14 protein-coding genes and 1 tRNA gene are annotated in these 14,188 nt (G+C 66.5%); 1 reads left to right on the top strand and 14 read right to left on the bottom strand.

Annotation, left to right across the window (positions count from 1 at the left end):
* Window positions 1–2: 2 nt before the first annotated feature.
* From nuoH to tpiA, 11 genes are all read right to left on the bottom strand, one after another.
* The gene (gene nuoH, locus AC3A3X_RS04640; protein WP_487581998.1) at window positions 3–1,073 is read right to left on the bottom strand and encodes an NADH-quinone oxidoreductase subunit NuoH; all 1,071 of its coding nucleotides are present in this window, start codon (window positions 1,071–1,073) and stop codon (window positions 3–5) included.
* Window positions 1,070–3,298, bottom strand: a complete 2,229-nt coding sequence (nuoG, locus tag AC3A3X_RS04635) for an NADH-quinone oxidoreductase subunit NuoG (RefSeq protein WP_487581876.1) — start codon at window positions 3,296–3,298, stop codon at window positions 1,070–1,072. Before nuoG ends, nuoH begins: the two co-directional genes overlap by 4 nt.
* Window positions 3,295–4,662 (bottom strand): NADH-quinone oxidoreductase subunit NuoF, encoded by a 1,368-nt coding sequence (nuoF, locus tag AC3A3X_RS04630; RefSeq protein WP_487581875.1) that lies wholly within the window; start codon window positions 4,660–4,662, stop codon window positions 3,295–3,297. The genes nuoG and nuoF overlap by 4 nt, the downstream gene beginning before the upstream one ends.
* Window positions 4,663–4,676: 14 nt before the next feature.
* Entirely contained in the window at window positions 4,677–5,204 is a 528-nt protein-coding gene (gene nuoE, locus AC3A3X_RS04625) for an NADH-quinone oxidoreductase subunit NuoE (RefSeq protein WP_487581874.1), read from the bottom strand.
* Between the two features lie 133 nt (window positions 5,205–5,337).
* The gene (locus AC3A3X_RS04620; RefSeq protein WP_487581873.1) at window positions 5,338–6,633 is read right to left on the bottom strand and encodes an NADH-quinone oxidoreductase subunit D; all 1,296 of its coding nucleotides are present in this window, start codon (window positions 6,631–6,633) and stop codon (window positions 5,338–5,340) included.
* Window positions 6,630–7,358: an NADH-quinone oxidoreductase subunit C gene (locus AC3A3X_RS04615; RefSeq protein ID WP_487581872.1), complete on the bottom strand. Its 729-nt coding sequence runs from the start codon at window positions 7,356–7,358 to the stop codon at window positions 6,630–6,632. The genes AC3A3X_RS04620 and AC3A3X_RS04615 overlap by 4 nt, the downstream gene beginning before the upstream one ends.
* 1 nt (window position 7,359) lies before the next feature.
* Window positions 7,360–7,932, bottom strand: coding sequence for a NuoB/complex I 20 kDa subunit family protein (locus AC3A3X_RS04610; protein WP_158730667.1), 573 nt, complete (start codon window positions 7,930–7,932; stop codon window positions 7,360–7,362).
* A complete protein-coding gene (locus AC3A3X_RS04605) occupies window positions 7,923–8,279 on the bottom strand; it encodes an NADH-quinone oxidoreductase subunit A (RefSeq protein ID WP_241920521.1) in 357 nt (118 codons plus the stop codon). The genes AC3A3X_RS04610 and AC3A3X_RS04605 overlap by 10 nt, the downstream gene beginning before the upstream one ends.
* A 161-nt stretch (window positions 8,280–8,440) precedes the next feature.
* Window positions 8,441–8,525, bottom strand: a tRNA-Leu gene (locus tag AC3A3X_RS04600).
* Between the two features lie 120 nt (window positions 8,526–8,645).
* Window positions 8,646–9,119 carry a preprotein translocase subunit SecG gene (gene secG / locus AC3A3X_RS04595; protein ID WP_487581871.1) on the bottom strand — a complete coding sequence of 158 codons (474 nt, stop codon included), beginning with the start codon at window positions 9,117–9,119 and terminating at the stop codon, window positions 8,646–8,648.
* A 74-nt stretch (window positions 9,120–9,193) separates the two neighbouring features.
* The gene (gene tpiA / locus AC3A3X_RS04590) at window positions 9,194–9,946 is read right to left on the bottom strand and encodes a triose-phosphate isomerase (RefSeq protein WP_487581870.1); all 753 of its coding nucleotides are present in this window, start codon (window positions 9,944–9,946) and stop codon (window positions 9,194–9,196) included.
* A gap of 91 nt (window positions 9,947–10,037) precedes the next feature.
* Between tpiA and AC3A3X_RS04585 the strand changes: the two genes are divergently transcribed.
* Window positions 10,038–10,577 (top strand): DNA-deoxyinosine glycosylase, encoded by a 540-nt coding sequence (locus AC3A3X_RS04585; protein WP_487581869.1) that lies wholly within the window; start codon window positions 10,038–10,040, stop codon window positions 10,575–10,577.
* Between the two features lie 292 nt (window positions 10,578–10,869).
* Here the strand turns inward: AC3A3X_RS04585 and AC3A3X_RS04580 are convergent, their stop codons facing one another.
* The 3 genes from AC3A3X_RS04580 to accD all read right to left on the bottom strand — a co-directional run bounded on the left by AC3A3X_RS04580 (window position 10,870) and on the right by accD (window position 14,170).
* A complete protein-coding gene (locus AC3A3X_RS04580) occupies window positions 10,870–11,820 on the bottom strand; it encodes an isopenicillin N synthase family dioxygenase (protein ID WP_487581868.1) in 951 nt (316 codons plus the stop codon).
* 125 nt (window positions 11,821–11,945) lie between these two features.
* A complete protein-coding gene (glmM, locus tag AC3A3X_RS04575) occupies window positions 11,946–13,286 on the bottom strand; it encodes a phosphoglucosamine mutase (protein ID WP_487581867.1) in 1,341 nt (446 codons plus the stop codon).
* Complete coding sequence (accD, locus tag AC3A3X_RS04570; RefSeq protein WP_487581866.1) at window positions 13,283–14,170, bottom strand: acetyl-CoA carboxylase, carboxyltransferase subunit beta; 888 nt, start codon at window positions 14,168–14,170, stop codon at window positions 13,283–13,285. The genes glmM and accD overlap by 4 nt, the downstream gene beginning before the upstream one ends.
* Window positions 14,171–14,188 lie beyond the last annotated feature (18 nt).

The following is a 14,188-nucleotide window of genomic DNA, read 5'->3' as shown; positions in this document are numbered from 1 at the left end:
CCTTACACGCCTGGCTCGAAGATTTTGAAGTAGGCCATCAACGCGACCACGCAGATCCAGGCGATGGTGAGCGGAATGAACACCTTCCAGCCCAGGCGCATGATCTGGTCGTAGCGGTAGCGCGGGAACGAGGCGCGGAACCAGATGAAGCAGCTGGCGAAGAAGAACACCTTGGCCAGCAGCCACCACCAGCCGTTGGCCGACAGCAGCGGGATGCCCAGGCCCTGGAACGGGCTCAGCCAGCCGCCGACGAAGAAGATCGAGACCAGGAAGCTGATCAGGATCATGTTCGCGTACTCGGCCAGGAAGAACAGCGCGAACGCCGAGCCCGAGTATTCGACCATGTGGCCAGCGACGATTTCCGACTCGCCTTCGACCACGTCGAACGGCGCGCGGTTGGTTTCAGCCACGCCCGAGATGAAGTAGATGACGAACAGCGGCAGCATCGGCAGCCAGAACCATTCCAGCGCGCCGGCGTTGCCGGCCTGCGCCATCACGATGTCGGTGAGGTTGAGGCTGCCGGCGCCGACCATCACGCCGACCATGGCAAAGCCCATGGCGATTTCGTACGAGACCACCTGCGCCGCGGCGCGCATGGCACCGAGGAAGGCGTACTTCGAGTTCGAGGCCCAGCCGGCGAGGATGATGCCGTACACGCCCAGCGAGGTCATCGCCAGCAGGTACAGCAGGCCGGCGTTGGCGTTCGACAGCACCACCTGGTAGTCGAACGGCACCACCGCCCACGCCGCGAAGGCCGGGGCCAGCGCGATCAGCGGCGCGAACTTGAACAGGAAGGGCTCGGCCTTGGTCGGCTGGATCACTTCCTTGAACAGCAGCTTGAAGACGTCGGCGAAGGCCTGGAGGATGCCGCGGCCCACGTACATCGGTCCGTGGCGGACGTGCATCCAGCCGATCAGCTTGCGCTCCCAGACCACGTAGAACGCCACCGTGATGATCACCGGCATGGCGATCAGCAGGATCTTCAGCACGATCCAGAGCAGCGCGCCGATGTTGCCGAACGACAGCATCCAGTCGCGGAACGGATCGATCACATGTGTCGAAAGCATGCTTATGCCCTCCCCGCCTGCACGCGACCGGACATCGGCGCGGTCGCGCCGTGTCCGCTTTCGACCCACACCGTGCCGCGCGCGACCTTGTCGCTGACGGCGACCGGCAGCGTCGCGGTACCTGCGGCGGTGTTGAACTTGGCGACGACGCCCTCGGCCAGGCCGAGGGCGGAGGCGTCATGCGGATTGAGCACGGCCTTGGGCTCGACGTTGAGCGGATGCGACTGCAGTGCCGGGGCGCGACGCACCACCGCATCGCTGCGGTAGATGCCGATGCTGGCGGCGACTTCGAGGCCTTCGCCCGCGGTGGACGGCGCCTTGCCGGCGACGACCTGGGTGTCGCGCATCTTCATGCTCGCGCGCAGTCCGACCAGATCGGTGAAACCGAAGCCCCTGGCCTCGAGTTCGCCGCCGAGTGCGCGCAGCACGCGCCAGCCCGGACGGGCCTGGCCCGGCAGCTTGGCGCCGGACACGGCGACCTGCTGGCGACCGTCGAGGTTGGTCAGAGTGGCGTCGATTTCCGGCAACAGGCCGATCGGCAGGATCACGTCGGCGACGGCACGGGTCGAACGGCACGCAAAGGTGCTGAACGCCACGACCTGCGCCGGGTTGAGCGCCTTCAACGCAGTCGCGGTGTCGGCGAAATCCAGGCCCGGCTCGATGCCGTACAGGATGTAGGCGGTGCGCGGGGCGGCCAGCATCGCCTGCGCATCGCGCGCGATCGGCAGCACGCCGTAGTCGGACAGGCCGACGGCATTGGCGCCCTGCGGGATGCGGTTGAGCGCGGCACCGGTGCTGGCGGCGAAGGCGACGGCTGCCTTGCGGATCGCGGCAGCGTGGGCACCGTTCTCGGCCAGCGCGCCGACGATCACGACGGCACGCGTGGCGTTCTTGGCGACGTCGGTCAACGCGGTGTCCGACAGCGTCGCGGCGATCTGCGACGGCGCCACGATGTGCTTGCCGGCGATATCGAAGGTGAAGTCGAAATCGACCGGGTTGACCACGTGCACCTTGGCGCCGCGGTTCCAGGCCTTGCGCACGCGCTGGTGCACCAGCGGCAGCTCGTGGCGCAGGTTGGAGCCGACGATGACGATCAGGTCGGCGTGGTCGATGTCGTTGACCGGCGTGGCGAACGGCGTGGCGACGGCGGCATCGCTCAGGTCGTGCTGGCCGATGCGGTGGTCGATGTTGCCGGTGCCCAGGGCTTCGGCCAGGCGGGCCAGCAGCACGCCCTCTTCGTTCGAGGTCGACGGATGGGCGAGGATGCCGAGGCTGTCGGCACCATTGTCACGCAGGATTTTTGCGGCGCGAGCCAGCGCTTCTTCCCACGAGGCGTCACGCCACTCACCATTTTCCTTGACCATCGGCGCGGTCGCGCGATCCTGCGCATACAGGCCCTGGTGCGAGTAACGGTCGCGGTCCGACAGCCAGCATTCGTTGACCGCTTCGTTGTCGCGCGGCACGGTGCGCAGCACTTCGCCGCGGCGCACGTGCAGGAAGAGGTTGCTGCCCAGCGCGTCGTGGTAGCCCAGCGACTCGCGCGCGGTCAGTTCCCACGGACGTGCCTTGAACTGGAACACCTTGTTGGTCAGCGCGCCGACCGGGCAGACGTCGATGACGTTGCCCGACAGCTCGGTGGTCAGCGGCTTGCCGTCGAAGGTGCCGATCTGCAGGTTCTCGCCGCGATACATGCCGCCCAGCTCGTAAGTGCCGGCGATTTCCGCGGTGAAGCGCACGCAGCGCGTGCACTGGATGCAGCGGGTCATCTCGGTGGCGACCAGCGGACCGATGTCCTCGTCGGGCACCACGCGCTTGCGCTCGGAGAAGCGGCTGACCGAACGGCCGTAGCCCAGCGACAGGTCCTGCAACTCGCACTCGCCGCCCTGATCGCAGATCGGGCAGTCGAGCGGATGGTTGATCAGCAGGAACTCCATCACGTTGCGCTGCGACTTGAGGGCCTTCTCGCTGCGCGTGACGACCTTCATGCCTTCCATCACCGGCGTGGCGCAGGCCGGCGCCGGCTTGGGCATCTTCTCGACTTCGACCAGGCACATGCGGCAGTTCGCCGCGACGGCCAGCTTGTCGTGGTAGCAGAAGCGCGGGATCGGAATGCCGGCCTTGTCGGCGGCATGGATGATCATCGAGCCCTTCGGCGCGACCATCGCGATGCCGTCGATCTCGATCGAGACGTGGTCCGGCGGTACGTTCGGGTTCACGGGTTGCGCGCTCATGCGGCCACCTTCTCGACCACGGTGCCTGCGAGCTGGTCGTCGACCAGGAAACGCTTGTTCACGATCGCGTACTCGAACTCGTTCCAGTAGTGGCGCAGGAAGCCCTGCACCGGCCACGCCGCGGCTTCGCCGAAGGCGCAGATGGTGTGGCCTTCGATCTGGCCGGCAGCGGCGCGCAGCATCTGCAGGTCTTCCAGCGTCGCCTGCTTGTCGACGATGCGGGTCAGCATGCGGTACATCCAGCCGGTGCCTTCGCGGCACGGCGTGCACTGGCCGCAGCTTTCCTTGAAGTAGAAACGGGCGATGCGCTGGCAGGCGCGAACCATGCAGGTGGTCTCGTCCATCACGATCACCGCGCCCGACCCCAGGCCGGAACCGGCCTTCTGGATCGAGTCGTAGTCCATCGTCAGGCCCATCATGGTCTCGCCCGGCAGCACCGGCATCGAGGAACCACCCGGAATCACTGCTTTCAATTGGCGGCCGCAGCGCATGCCACCGGCCATCTGCAGCAGGTCGGCGAACGACGTGCCCAGCCGGATTTCGTAATTGCCCGGGCGGGCGACGTGGCCCGACACCGAGAACACCTTCGGCCCGCCGTTGTTCGGCTTGCCCAGGTTGAGGAACCAGTCGGCGCCGTTGCGGATGATCGCCGGCACCGACGCGTAGGTCTCGGTGTTGTTGATCGTCGTCGGCTTGCCGAACAGGCCGAAGTTGGCCGGGAACGGCGGCTTGTAGCGCGGCTGGCCCTTCTTGCCTTCCAGCGACTCCATCAGTGCGGTTTCTTCGCCGCAGATGTACGCGCCGGCGCCGAGCGCGCCATGGATGTCGATGTCGACGCCGCTGCCGAGCACGTTCTTGCCCAGCCAGCCGTTCTCGTAGGCTTCCTTCAGCGCCTGCTCGAAATGCTCGAACGGCTCGTGATGGAACTCGCCACGCAGGTAGTTGTAGGCCACCGTCGAACCGGTCGCGTAGCAGGCGATCGCCATGCCCTCGACCACCGAATGCGGGTTGTAGCGCAGGATGTCGCGGTCCTTCGCGGTGCCCGGCTCGGACTCGTCCGAGTTGCAAAGGATGTACTTCTGGGTGCCGCTGCCCTTGGGCATGAAGCTCCACTTCAGGCCGGTCGGGAAGCCGGCGCCGCCACGGCCGCGAAGGCCCGAGGCCTTGACCATGTCGATCACCGCGGCCGGATCCATCTTCTCGGTCAGGATCTTGCGCAGGGCGGCGTAGCCACCGGTCTTGAGGTAGTTCTCATACGACCACGGGGTGTCGTAGTGCAGCGTCGTGTAGACGACGTTGTGCTCCTGCGGAACCGGGCCGACCGGACCGTAGCCCTGCGAGTAGTCGTGGTGCGAGTGCGCCATGGGTCGTCCTAGCCTCACTTCAGACCGTCGAGCAGCTCGTCCACCTGAGCGGTGTCCAGCTTCTCGTGGTAATGCCCGTTGATGACCACCACCGGCGCGCCGCAGCACGCGGCCAGGCACTCTTCCTCGCGCTTGAGGAAGATGCGGCCGTCGGCGGTCGACTCGCCCAGCTTGCAGCCCAGCTTCTTCTCGGCATGGCGCACGAGATCCTCGGCGCCGTTGAGCCAGCAGCTGATGTTGGTGCAGAAGGCGACGTTGTTGTGGCCGACCTTCTGCGTCTCGAACATCGAATAGAAGCTGGCGACCTCGTAGGCCCACACCGGCGGCAGGTCGAGGTACTTGGCCACGGCGGCGATCAGCTCATCGCTGAGCCAGCCGTTGTTCTGTTCCTGCGCCGCGTGCAGGCCCTGCAGCACGGCCGAACGCTTGCGGTCCGGCGGGAACTTGGCCAGCCAGTGGTCGATATGGGCACGGGTCTTGTCCGACAACGCGACCATCGGGTCGACGTGCTGGCAGGCCTCGAAGTTTCCGGTTGCTTTCATCGGTCTTGTTCCAGAAGCGGGAACGGGGAACAGGGAACAGGGAACAGGAAGCAGACTTCGGCCGATCGCGCACCAGCCGATCGCCGCGCATCATTCCCGGTTCCCGGTTCCCGCTTGTCCATTCCCGCCTTCATTAACGATCCACCTCGCCGAACACGAGATCGTAGGTACCGATCATCGCCACGACGTCGGCCAGCATGTGGCCCTTCACGATTTCGTCCATCGAAGACAGGTGCGCGAAACCCGGCGCACGCAGCTTCACGCGGAACGGCTTGTTGGCACCGTCCGACACCAGGTAGCAGCCGAACTCGCCCTTGGGTGCTTCGACCGCGCAGTAGGTCTCGCCAGCCGGCACGCAATAGCCTTCGGAGAACAGCTTGAAGTGGTGGATCAGCGCTTCCATGTCGTCCTTCATCTCCTCGCGGGAGGGAGGCGCGACCTTGAAGTTGTCGACGATCACCGGGCCGGGGTTGGCCTTGAGCCACTTCACGCACTGCTGGATGATGCGGTTGGACTGGCGCATCTCGGCCACGCGCACCAGGTAGCGGTCGTAGCAGTCGCCGTTGGTGCCGACCGGGATGTCGAAATCCACCGCGTCGTACTTGGCGTACGGCTGCTTCTTGCGCAGGTCCCAGGCGACGCCCGAGCCGCGGATCATCGCACCGGTCATGCCCCAGGCCAGGGCCTGTTCGGGCGAGACCACGCCGATGCCGACGGTGCGCTGCTTCCAGATGCGGTTCTCGGTCAGCAGCGTCTCGTACTCGTCGACGCGTGCCGGGAAATCCTTGGTGAACGCTTCCAGATAATCCAGCAGCGAACCTTCACGCCATTCGTTGAAGCGCTTGAGCTTGGCGCCCTTGCGCCACGGCGATTCCTTGTACTTGGGCATGCGGTCCGGCAGGTCGCGGTAGACGCCGCCCGGACGGTAGTAGGTCGCATGCATGCGCGCGCCGGAGACTGCTTCGTAGCAGTCCATCAGCTCTTCGCGCTCGCGGAACGCGTACAGGAACACCGCCATCGCGCCCAGGTCGAGCGCGTTGGATCCGATCCACATCAGGTGGTTCAGGATGCGGGTGATCTCGTCGAACATCGTGCGGATGTACTGGGCACGCTCGGGCGCCTCGATTCCCATCAGGGTCTCGATCGCGCGCACGTAGGCGTGCTCGTTGCACATCATCGACACGTAGTCGAGGCGGTCCATGTAGCCGATCGACTGGTTGAACGGCTTGGACTCGGCCAGCTTCTCGGTGCCGCGATGCAGCAGGCCGACGTGCGGGTCGGCGCGCTGGATCACTTCGCCGTCCATTTCCAGGATCAGGCGCAGCACGCCGTGCGCGGCCGGATGCTGCGGGCCGAAGTTCAGCGTGTAGTTGCGGATCTCGGCGTTGTTGAGGCCCGAGGTATTCGTGCTGGACACAATGGCGCTCACTTCTTCACCTCCGCGCCCTGCGCGGCTTCGCCGGCAGCGGTCTGGTAGCGCGCGTCATCGCGGATCACGCGCGGCACGCCGACACGCGGCTCGATCGACACGGGCTCGTAGACCACGCGCTTCTTGTCGGCGTCGTAGCGCACTTCGACGTTGCCGATCAGCGGGAAGTCCTTGCGGAACGGATGACCGACGAAACCGTAGTCGGTGAGGATGCGGCGCAGGTCCGGATGGCCTTCGAAAATGATGCCGAACAGGTCGAACGCCTCGCGCTCGAACCAGTTGCTGCCCGGCCATACCGAGGTCAGCGAGTCGACCACCGGCAAATCATCGTTCTCGGCGAAGGTGCGCAGGCGCACGCGACGATTGTGCTGGTACGACAGCAGGTGCGCGACCGCGGCGAAGCGGCGCTCCGGCGAAGCGGCGGCACCGTTGACCTGCTCGCCCCAGGCGAAGCGGCCGGCACTCTTGCCTTCCACGCCACGCGAGAAGCCCTCGGAGGACACGTCGGTGTCCCACTCGTCGCTGCCATAGCTGAGGTAGTCGACGCCGCTGACGTCGACGAGCTGCTCGAAACCGAACTCGTCGCGCAGCGCGAATGCGGTGGACAGCCATTGCGCGGCGGCGACGTCGATGGTCACTTCGCCACGCGGTTCGGCGACGACGACCAGCGCGCCTTCGAAACGGGCAGCGAGGCGATCGACAAAGGCTTGCACAGTCTCTGTCATGTCAACGCACGCCCTGGATGTTTTCGCCGAAGTTGGTGCCACGGCGGATCTTCTTCTGCAGCTGCAGGATGCCGTAGATCAGCGCTTCGGCCGTCGGCGGGCAGCCCGGCACGTAGACGTCGACCGGCACGATGCGGTCGCAGCCGCGAACGACCGAGTACGAGTAGTGGTAGTAACCACCGCCGTTGGCGCAGCTGCCCATCGAGATCACCCACTTCGGGCCGGGCATCTGGTCATAGACCTTGCGCAGCGCCGGGGCCATCTTGTTGACCAGGGTACCGGCGACGATCATCACGTCGGACTGGCGCGGCGACGGGCGGAACACCACGCCGTAACGGTCCAGGTCCAGGCGCGCAGCGCCGGCGTGCATCATCTCGACCGCGCAGCAGGCCAGGCCGAAGGTCATCGGCCACATCGAGCCGGTGCGCGCCCAGTTCCACAGCGCATCGAACGAGGTGGTGACGAAGCCGTTCTGCAGCAGCGGGTTGTCACCTTCCGGGCGCAGGATGTCGTCCAGCCGCCCTTCGGGCAGCGGGTTGTGCATCAGCTCGGAAACATTCTGGATCACTCCCATTCGAGTGCTCCCTTCTTCCAGACGTAGACGAAGCCGAGCAAGAGCATGCCGGCGAAGATGCCCATCTCGATCAGGCCGATCACACCGAGTTCGCGGAACACGGTGGCCCAGGGCACGATGAAGATGATTTCCAGGTCAAAAATGATGAACTGGATCGCGATCAGGTAGTAGCGCACGTCGAACTGCATGCGCGCACTTTCGAACGCCTCGAATCCGCACTCGTACGGCGAGAGTTTTTCGGGGGTCGGGCGCTGGGGGCCGAGCAGTTGGCCCACCACCAGCAGGGCGACGCCGATACCTCCGGCGACGATCAGGAACAGCAGGGTCGGCAGGTATTCGGCCAGCACTAGTTGTTCTCTCGCTTCGTTTAGCTTGGTCGCCATTGCGACCTTGGCTCGGCGTGTTGCCGCCTGGTCATCCCCGCGCGAGATTCGGCACGCCGTGCGCGCCGCACCCGCGTCGGTGGTGCTGTTTGCTGCAGTACGTTTTTGCGTGTCTGTATTAGGTGTGGTGCCCAAGGGGGGACTCGAACCCCCACGACTTACGTCGCTACCACCTCAAGGTAGTGCGTCTACCAATTCCGCCACCTGGGCAATCAAACCTTGTGCCGTCCTGACGCGACCGGGCCGATGCAGGCCTGGTCGTTGCCGGTCATCGCTGACCGTACCCGGCGATCCGTGCCGGGCCGATGAAAACCAATGGTACCCCTTCGCTCAGCCGCCAGCCGGGGGCTGCGGCTTTGCCGGCTCGGGCGATTGGGTCGCGGCCGGGGCCTGCGGAGCCGGTGCCGGAGCAGCGTCGGTCGCGGCCGGAGCCTGCGGAACGCTGCTGGCGGGCGCCGGCTGGGCCACGGGGGCCGTCGGCACTGCCGTGTTGTTGCTGCCTGTGGCCGGAGCCGCCGGAACCTGCTCGGCCATCACACCGCCGGCCGGGGCCGCGCTGGTGTCGCCGGTGGCACGGTGCATCGCCTGCCAGGCCATGAACAGGCTGATCGCGAAGAACGAGATCGCCAGCCACTTGGTGGCCTTGGTCAGGAAGTTGGCCGAGCCACGCGAGCCGAACACGGTCGCCGAGGCGCCGCCACCGAAACCGGAGCCGGCCTGCGCACCTGCGCCGCGCTGCATCAGGATCAGCGCAACCATCGCGATCGCGATCAGCACGTAGATGACGTTGAGTAACAACAGCATCGTTGGATTCTGCTAGTTCACTGAAGCTCGTGGAACGAACCTGGACTGGCCCATGGGACCGGGTCCGCGACTCGTCAGGGTGCCGCCGCTACCGCGATGGCGTGGAAATCGGCCGCGACCAGGGAGGCCCCGCCGACCAGGCCGCCATCGACGTCCGGCTGCGAAAACAGCGCGGCGGCATTGTCGGCCTTGACGCTACCGCCGTACAGGATCGGTAGCGAGCCAGCGATTCTAGCATCGTGTGCGGAGATTTCGCTACGGATGAATGCGTGGACGGCCTGTGCCTGTTCCGGCGTCGCGGTCTTGCCGGTACCGATCGCCCAGACCGGCTCGTAGGCGAGGATCGCGCCGTCCAGCGCCTGCGCGCCACCGAGCTTGAACACCGGCTCGAGCTGCTCCTGGATGCGCCATTCGGTCTGGCCGTCCTCGCGCTCGCGCAGGCTCTCGCCCACGCACAGGATCGGGGTCAGGCCGGCGGCCTTGCAGGCCAGGAACTTGCGCGCGACCAGCTCGCTGTTTTCGCCGTGGTACTGGCGACGCTCGGAGTGGCCAACGAGACCGTAGCGGGCACCGACGTCCTTGAGCATCTCGGCCGACACTTCGCCGGTGTAGGCACCCTTCTGGTTGACGCTGACATCCTGCGCACCGAAGGTCAGGCCCTGCTCGCCGTAACGGGCGATCAGGCCGGCCAGGTAAGGCAGCGGCGGCAGGATCAGCTGCTCGACCCCGGCGGGGGCCGGCGTGGCGACCAGCGCGTCGAGCAGCTCCAGTGCGAAATGGCGATCGCCATGCAGCTTCCAGTTTCCGGCGACGATTCTGCGGCGCATGGCCACTCCTTGATTCCTGGCTGGGTCCAGGCGCCATCGGCGCTCTGAACGAAGGGCGCAAAGTTTACCTCACGTCGGCGAGAATCGATCCATGGCAGCACCCTCCTCCGCCCGTTCGCGACTGTTGAAAGGCTTTCCGCCGGTCAGTGCAAAGGATGCGCGCGTGCTGATCCTCGGCAGCATGCCCGGGGCCGCCTCGTTGCAGGCCCACCAGTACTACGCGCATCCGCACAATCGCTTCTGGTCGATCATGGGCGAGCTGGTCGGCGCCGTCCCTGCCCTGCCCTATGCGCAACGATTGTTGCGTTTGCAGCAATCCGGTATTGCGCTTTGGGACGTGTTCGATCGCTGCGAGCGCGATGGCAGCCTGGATTCGGCGATCCGCGACGATACGGCGCAGGCCAATGATTTCATCGCCTTCTTCGACGGGCATCGCGGGATCAGGACGGTGCTGTTCAACGGCGCGAAGGCCGAGAGTGGATTTCGTCGGCTGGCCGGGGTGCAACCGGATGCGCTGGGGTTGCAGTGTGTGCGGTTGCCATCGACGAGTCCGGCGAATGCGTCGATCGCGCCGGCGGTGAAGCTGGCGGCGTGGCGGGAGGCCCTCGAGGCGGCCGGAATTCCGATGTGATCGCCGCACCATGACCGTCATCCCGGCGAACGCCGGGATCCAGGCCCTCACGTCATCCCGGCGAATGCCGGGATCCATTTTGACTTTGCTGTTGCCGGTCAAGCGCGCGGAGCAAGATCAAGATGGGTCCCGGCGTTCGCCGGGATGACGAGTCGTTGCTGATGGGGTGCGGGCCTGGATCCCGGCTTTCGCCGGGATGACGAGATGTTGCTGATGGGGTGCGGGCATGGATCCCGGCTTTCGCCGGGATGACGTTCTGGCAAAGCCGCGCACTTGCGCGCGGGCCAGAACGTCACTTCAGCTTGATTTCGCGCAGGCGTTCTTCGAGGTAGCCGTGAGCCGTGATCGCTTCCGGGTAGCGATTCGGGTTGTCCGCGCTCACGCACGACGGCAGCACGTCGATCAGGAAATCCGGGTTCGGGTGCAGGAAGAACGGCGTGGAGTAGCGCGGTTGGCGCGCCTTCTCGCCCGGCGGGTTGACCACGCGGTGCGTGGTCGACGGGTACACGTGGTTGGTCAGGCGCTGCAGCATGTCGCCGATGTTGACCACGATCGTGTCGGCCTCGGCGGTGAAGGGTACCCACTCGCCCTTGCGCGAGCGAACTTCCAGACCCTCGGCGCTGGCACCGACCAGCAGCGTGATCAGGTTGATGTCCTCGTGCGCGCCGGCGCGTTCGTTGGGAACGTCGTCGGACGTGATCGGCGGGTAATGGATCGGACGCAGGATCGAGTTGCCGGAATTGGTCTTGTCGGCGAAGTACGACTCGTCCAGGCCGATGTGCAGGGCCAGCGCGCTGAGCACGCGCGAACCGAGCTGGTCGAGCGACTCGTACAGGCCATAGGCCTGCTCACGGAACTCCGGGATTTCCTGCGGCCACAGGTTCGGCGGCATCACGTCGGCGTACTTCGAATCGCGCGGGATCTCGCGGCCGACGTGCCAGAACTCCTTCAGGTCGAAATGCCTGGAGTCCTTCGCCGTCTCCACGCCGAACGGCGTGTAGCCGCGGGCGCCACCGCTGCCGGCGATGTGGTACTGCATCTTCACCGCCTCGGGCAGGTCGAAGAAACGCTGGAACACGTCGTAGGACGCGTCGATCTGCCCGGTCGGAATGCCGTGGCCGCGGATTCCGGCGAAGCCCCATTCGCGATAGGCCGCGCCCAGTTCGGCCACGAAGGCGTCACGGTCGCCGGCACTGGAAGGCTGGCTGAAACGGCGGATGTCGAGGGTCGGAATGCGGTTCACGGGGCGTGCCTGTGCGGGTCGATGTTCAAGGGGAAATGATAGGCCCGCCGGATGGCGGCTGCAGGAGCGACTTTCTCGCGCAATCGCGAGCAAGCTCGCTCCTACCAGGGGCGACGCGGCGGCGTTCAGGCCGCGGCGCGCACTGCCTCGGCGAGGCGGTCGAGCGTGTCCTGCATCAGGGTCGCGTCGTCCGCTTCCACGGTCACGCGAACGACCGGTTCGGTGCCGGACGGACGCAGGAAGGCACGGCCACGACCGGCCACGGCCGCCTGCGCCTGTGCCAGCGCCGCCTGCACCGACGGCGCTTCCACCGGCTTTGAACCGCCCTGGAAACGCACGTTCACCGTCTTCTGCGGCAGCTTGCTGAAGCCGTCGAGTGCCTGGGCCAGGCTCATGCCGCGGCGCCTGAGCACTTCCAGCACCTGCAGCGCGCTGACGATGCCGTCGCCGGTGCTGGCGCGATCCAGGCACAGCAAGTGGCCCGAAGCCTCGCCGCCGAGCACGGCGTTGTTGGCGTGCAGCTGCTGGTGGACGTAGCGGTCACCGACCTTGGCGCGGACGAAGCCGATGCCGCGCTCGGCCAGCGCGCGCTCGAGCGCGTAGTTGGTCATCAGCGTGCCGACCACGGGGCCCTGCAGCCGCCCGGTCTGCTGCCAGTCGCAGGCCAGCACGTAGATCAGGTCGTCGCCGTCGCGGACGACGCCGTCGCCGTCGACGAACAGCACGCGGTCGCCGTCGCCGTCGAAGGCGATGCCCAGGTCGGCGTTGGTGGCCTTGACGTGTGCAGCCAGCGTTTCCGGGTGGGTCGAGCCGACGCCGTCGTTGATGTTGATGCCGTTGGGGTCGATGCCGATGGGATCGACGCGCGCACCCAGCTCGCGCAGCACCAGCGGTCCGAGCTGGTAGGTGGCACCGTTGGCGCAGTCCATGGCGATGCGCATGCCGCCCAGGTCGAAGCCCTTGGGCACCGAACCCTTGCAGGCCTCGATATAACGACCGAGCGCGTCGCGGGTGCGCACGGCCTTGCCGAGCTGCTCCGACGGCACGGTGCGGAACGGCTGTTCCAGTGCGGCCTCGATCGCCAGCTCGGTGGCATCGTCGAGCTTCTCGCCTTGCGCGGAGAAGAACTTGATGCCGTTGTCGTGGTGCGGGTTGTGCGAGGCCGAGATCACGATGCCGCCGTCGGCGCGCATCGAGTGGGTCAGGTGGGCGACGGCCGGGGTCGGCATCGGGCCCATCAGCTGCACGTCGACGCCGGCGGCGACCAGGCCGGCTTCGAGCGCGGCCTCGAACATGTAGTTCGAGATGCGCGTGTCCTTGCCGATGATGACCACCGGGTTGCGCCAGTCGCGGCGCGGCAGCGCATGGCCGTAGGCGTTGCCCAGGCGCATCACGAAGTCGGCCGAGATCGGGCCCTCACCGACGCGTCCGCGGATGCCGTCGGTGCCGAAGTACTTGCGGCTCAAGCCCCCACCTCTTCGTCCACCGGCTGCGGCTGCTTCATCATCAACGCGAACAGCGTGGCGAGGCGGTCGCGCATCTCGCGGCGATCGCAGATCTGGTCGATGGCGCCGTGCTCGAGCAGGAACTCCGAGCGCTGGAAGCCTTCCGGCAGCGTCTCGCGCACGGTCTGCTCGATCACGCGCGGGCCGGCGAAGCCGATCAGGGCCTCGGGTTCGGCGAGGTTGAGGTCGCCCAGCATCGCGAACGAGGCCGACACGCCGCCAGTGGTCGGGTGGGTCATCACCGAGATGAAGGGCAGGCCCTTGGCGCGCATGCGGCCGAGCGCGGCCGAGGTCTTGGCCATCTGCATCAGCGAGAACAGGCTTTCCTGCATGCGCGCGCCGCCAGTGGCGGTGAAGCAGACCATCGGGCAGCCCAGCTCGACCGCGGTTTCGGCGGCGCGGGCAAAGCGCTCGCCAACCACCGAGCCCATCGAGCCGCCCATGAAGGCGAAATCGAAAGCGCAGGCGACCAGCGGCCGCTGCTTCAGGGTGCCGCTCATGGCGACCAGGGCGTCGCGCTCGCCGGTGGACTTCTGCGCGGCCTTGATGCGGTCGGCGTACTTCTTCTGGTCCTTGAACTTGAGCACGTCGACCGGGCCGAGCTCGGCGGCGATCTCGGTGGTGCTGCCGGCATCCAGCAGGGCGGTCAGGCGCACGCGGGCCCGGATCGCCATGTGGAAGCCGCACTTCGGGCAGACCTCGAGGTTTTCCTCGAGTTCGGGACGGTAGAGCACGGCGCCGCAGCGGTCGCACTTTTCCCACAGACCTTCCGGCACGCTGCGGCGCTTGGAAGCGCCCGTCTCGGTGCGGATGCCCGAAGGCATGAGTTTCTTGAGCCAGGACATGCGTTGGGTGTTCCCCGT

The organism is Lysobacter sp. Soil_N_23 (assembly GCF_057656135.1).
Note: the sequence above shows the minus strand (reverse complement) of the source record. Positions and strands in the feature narration are given on the sequence as shown.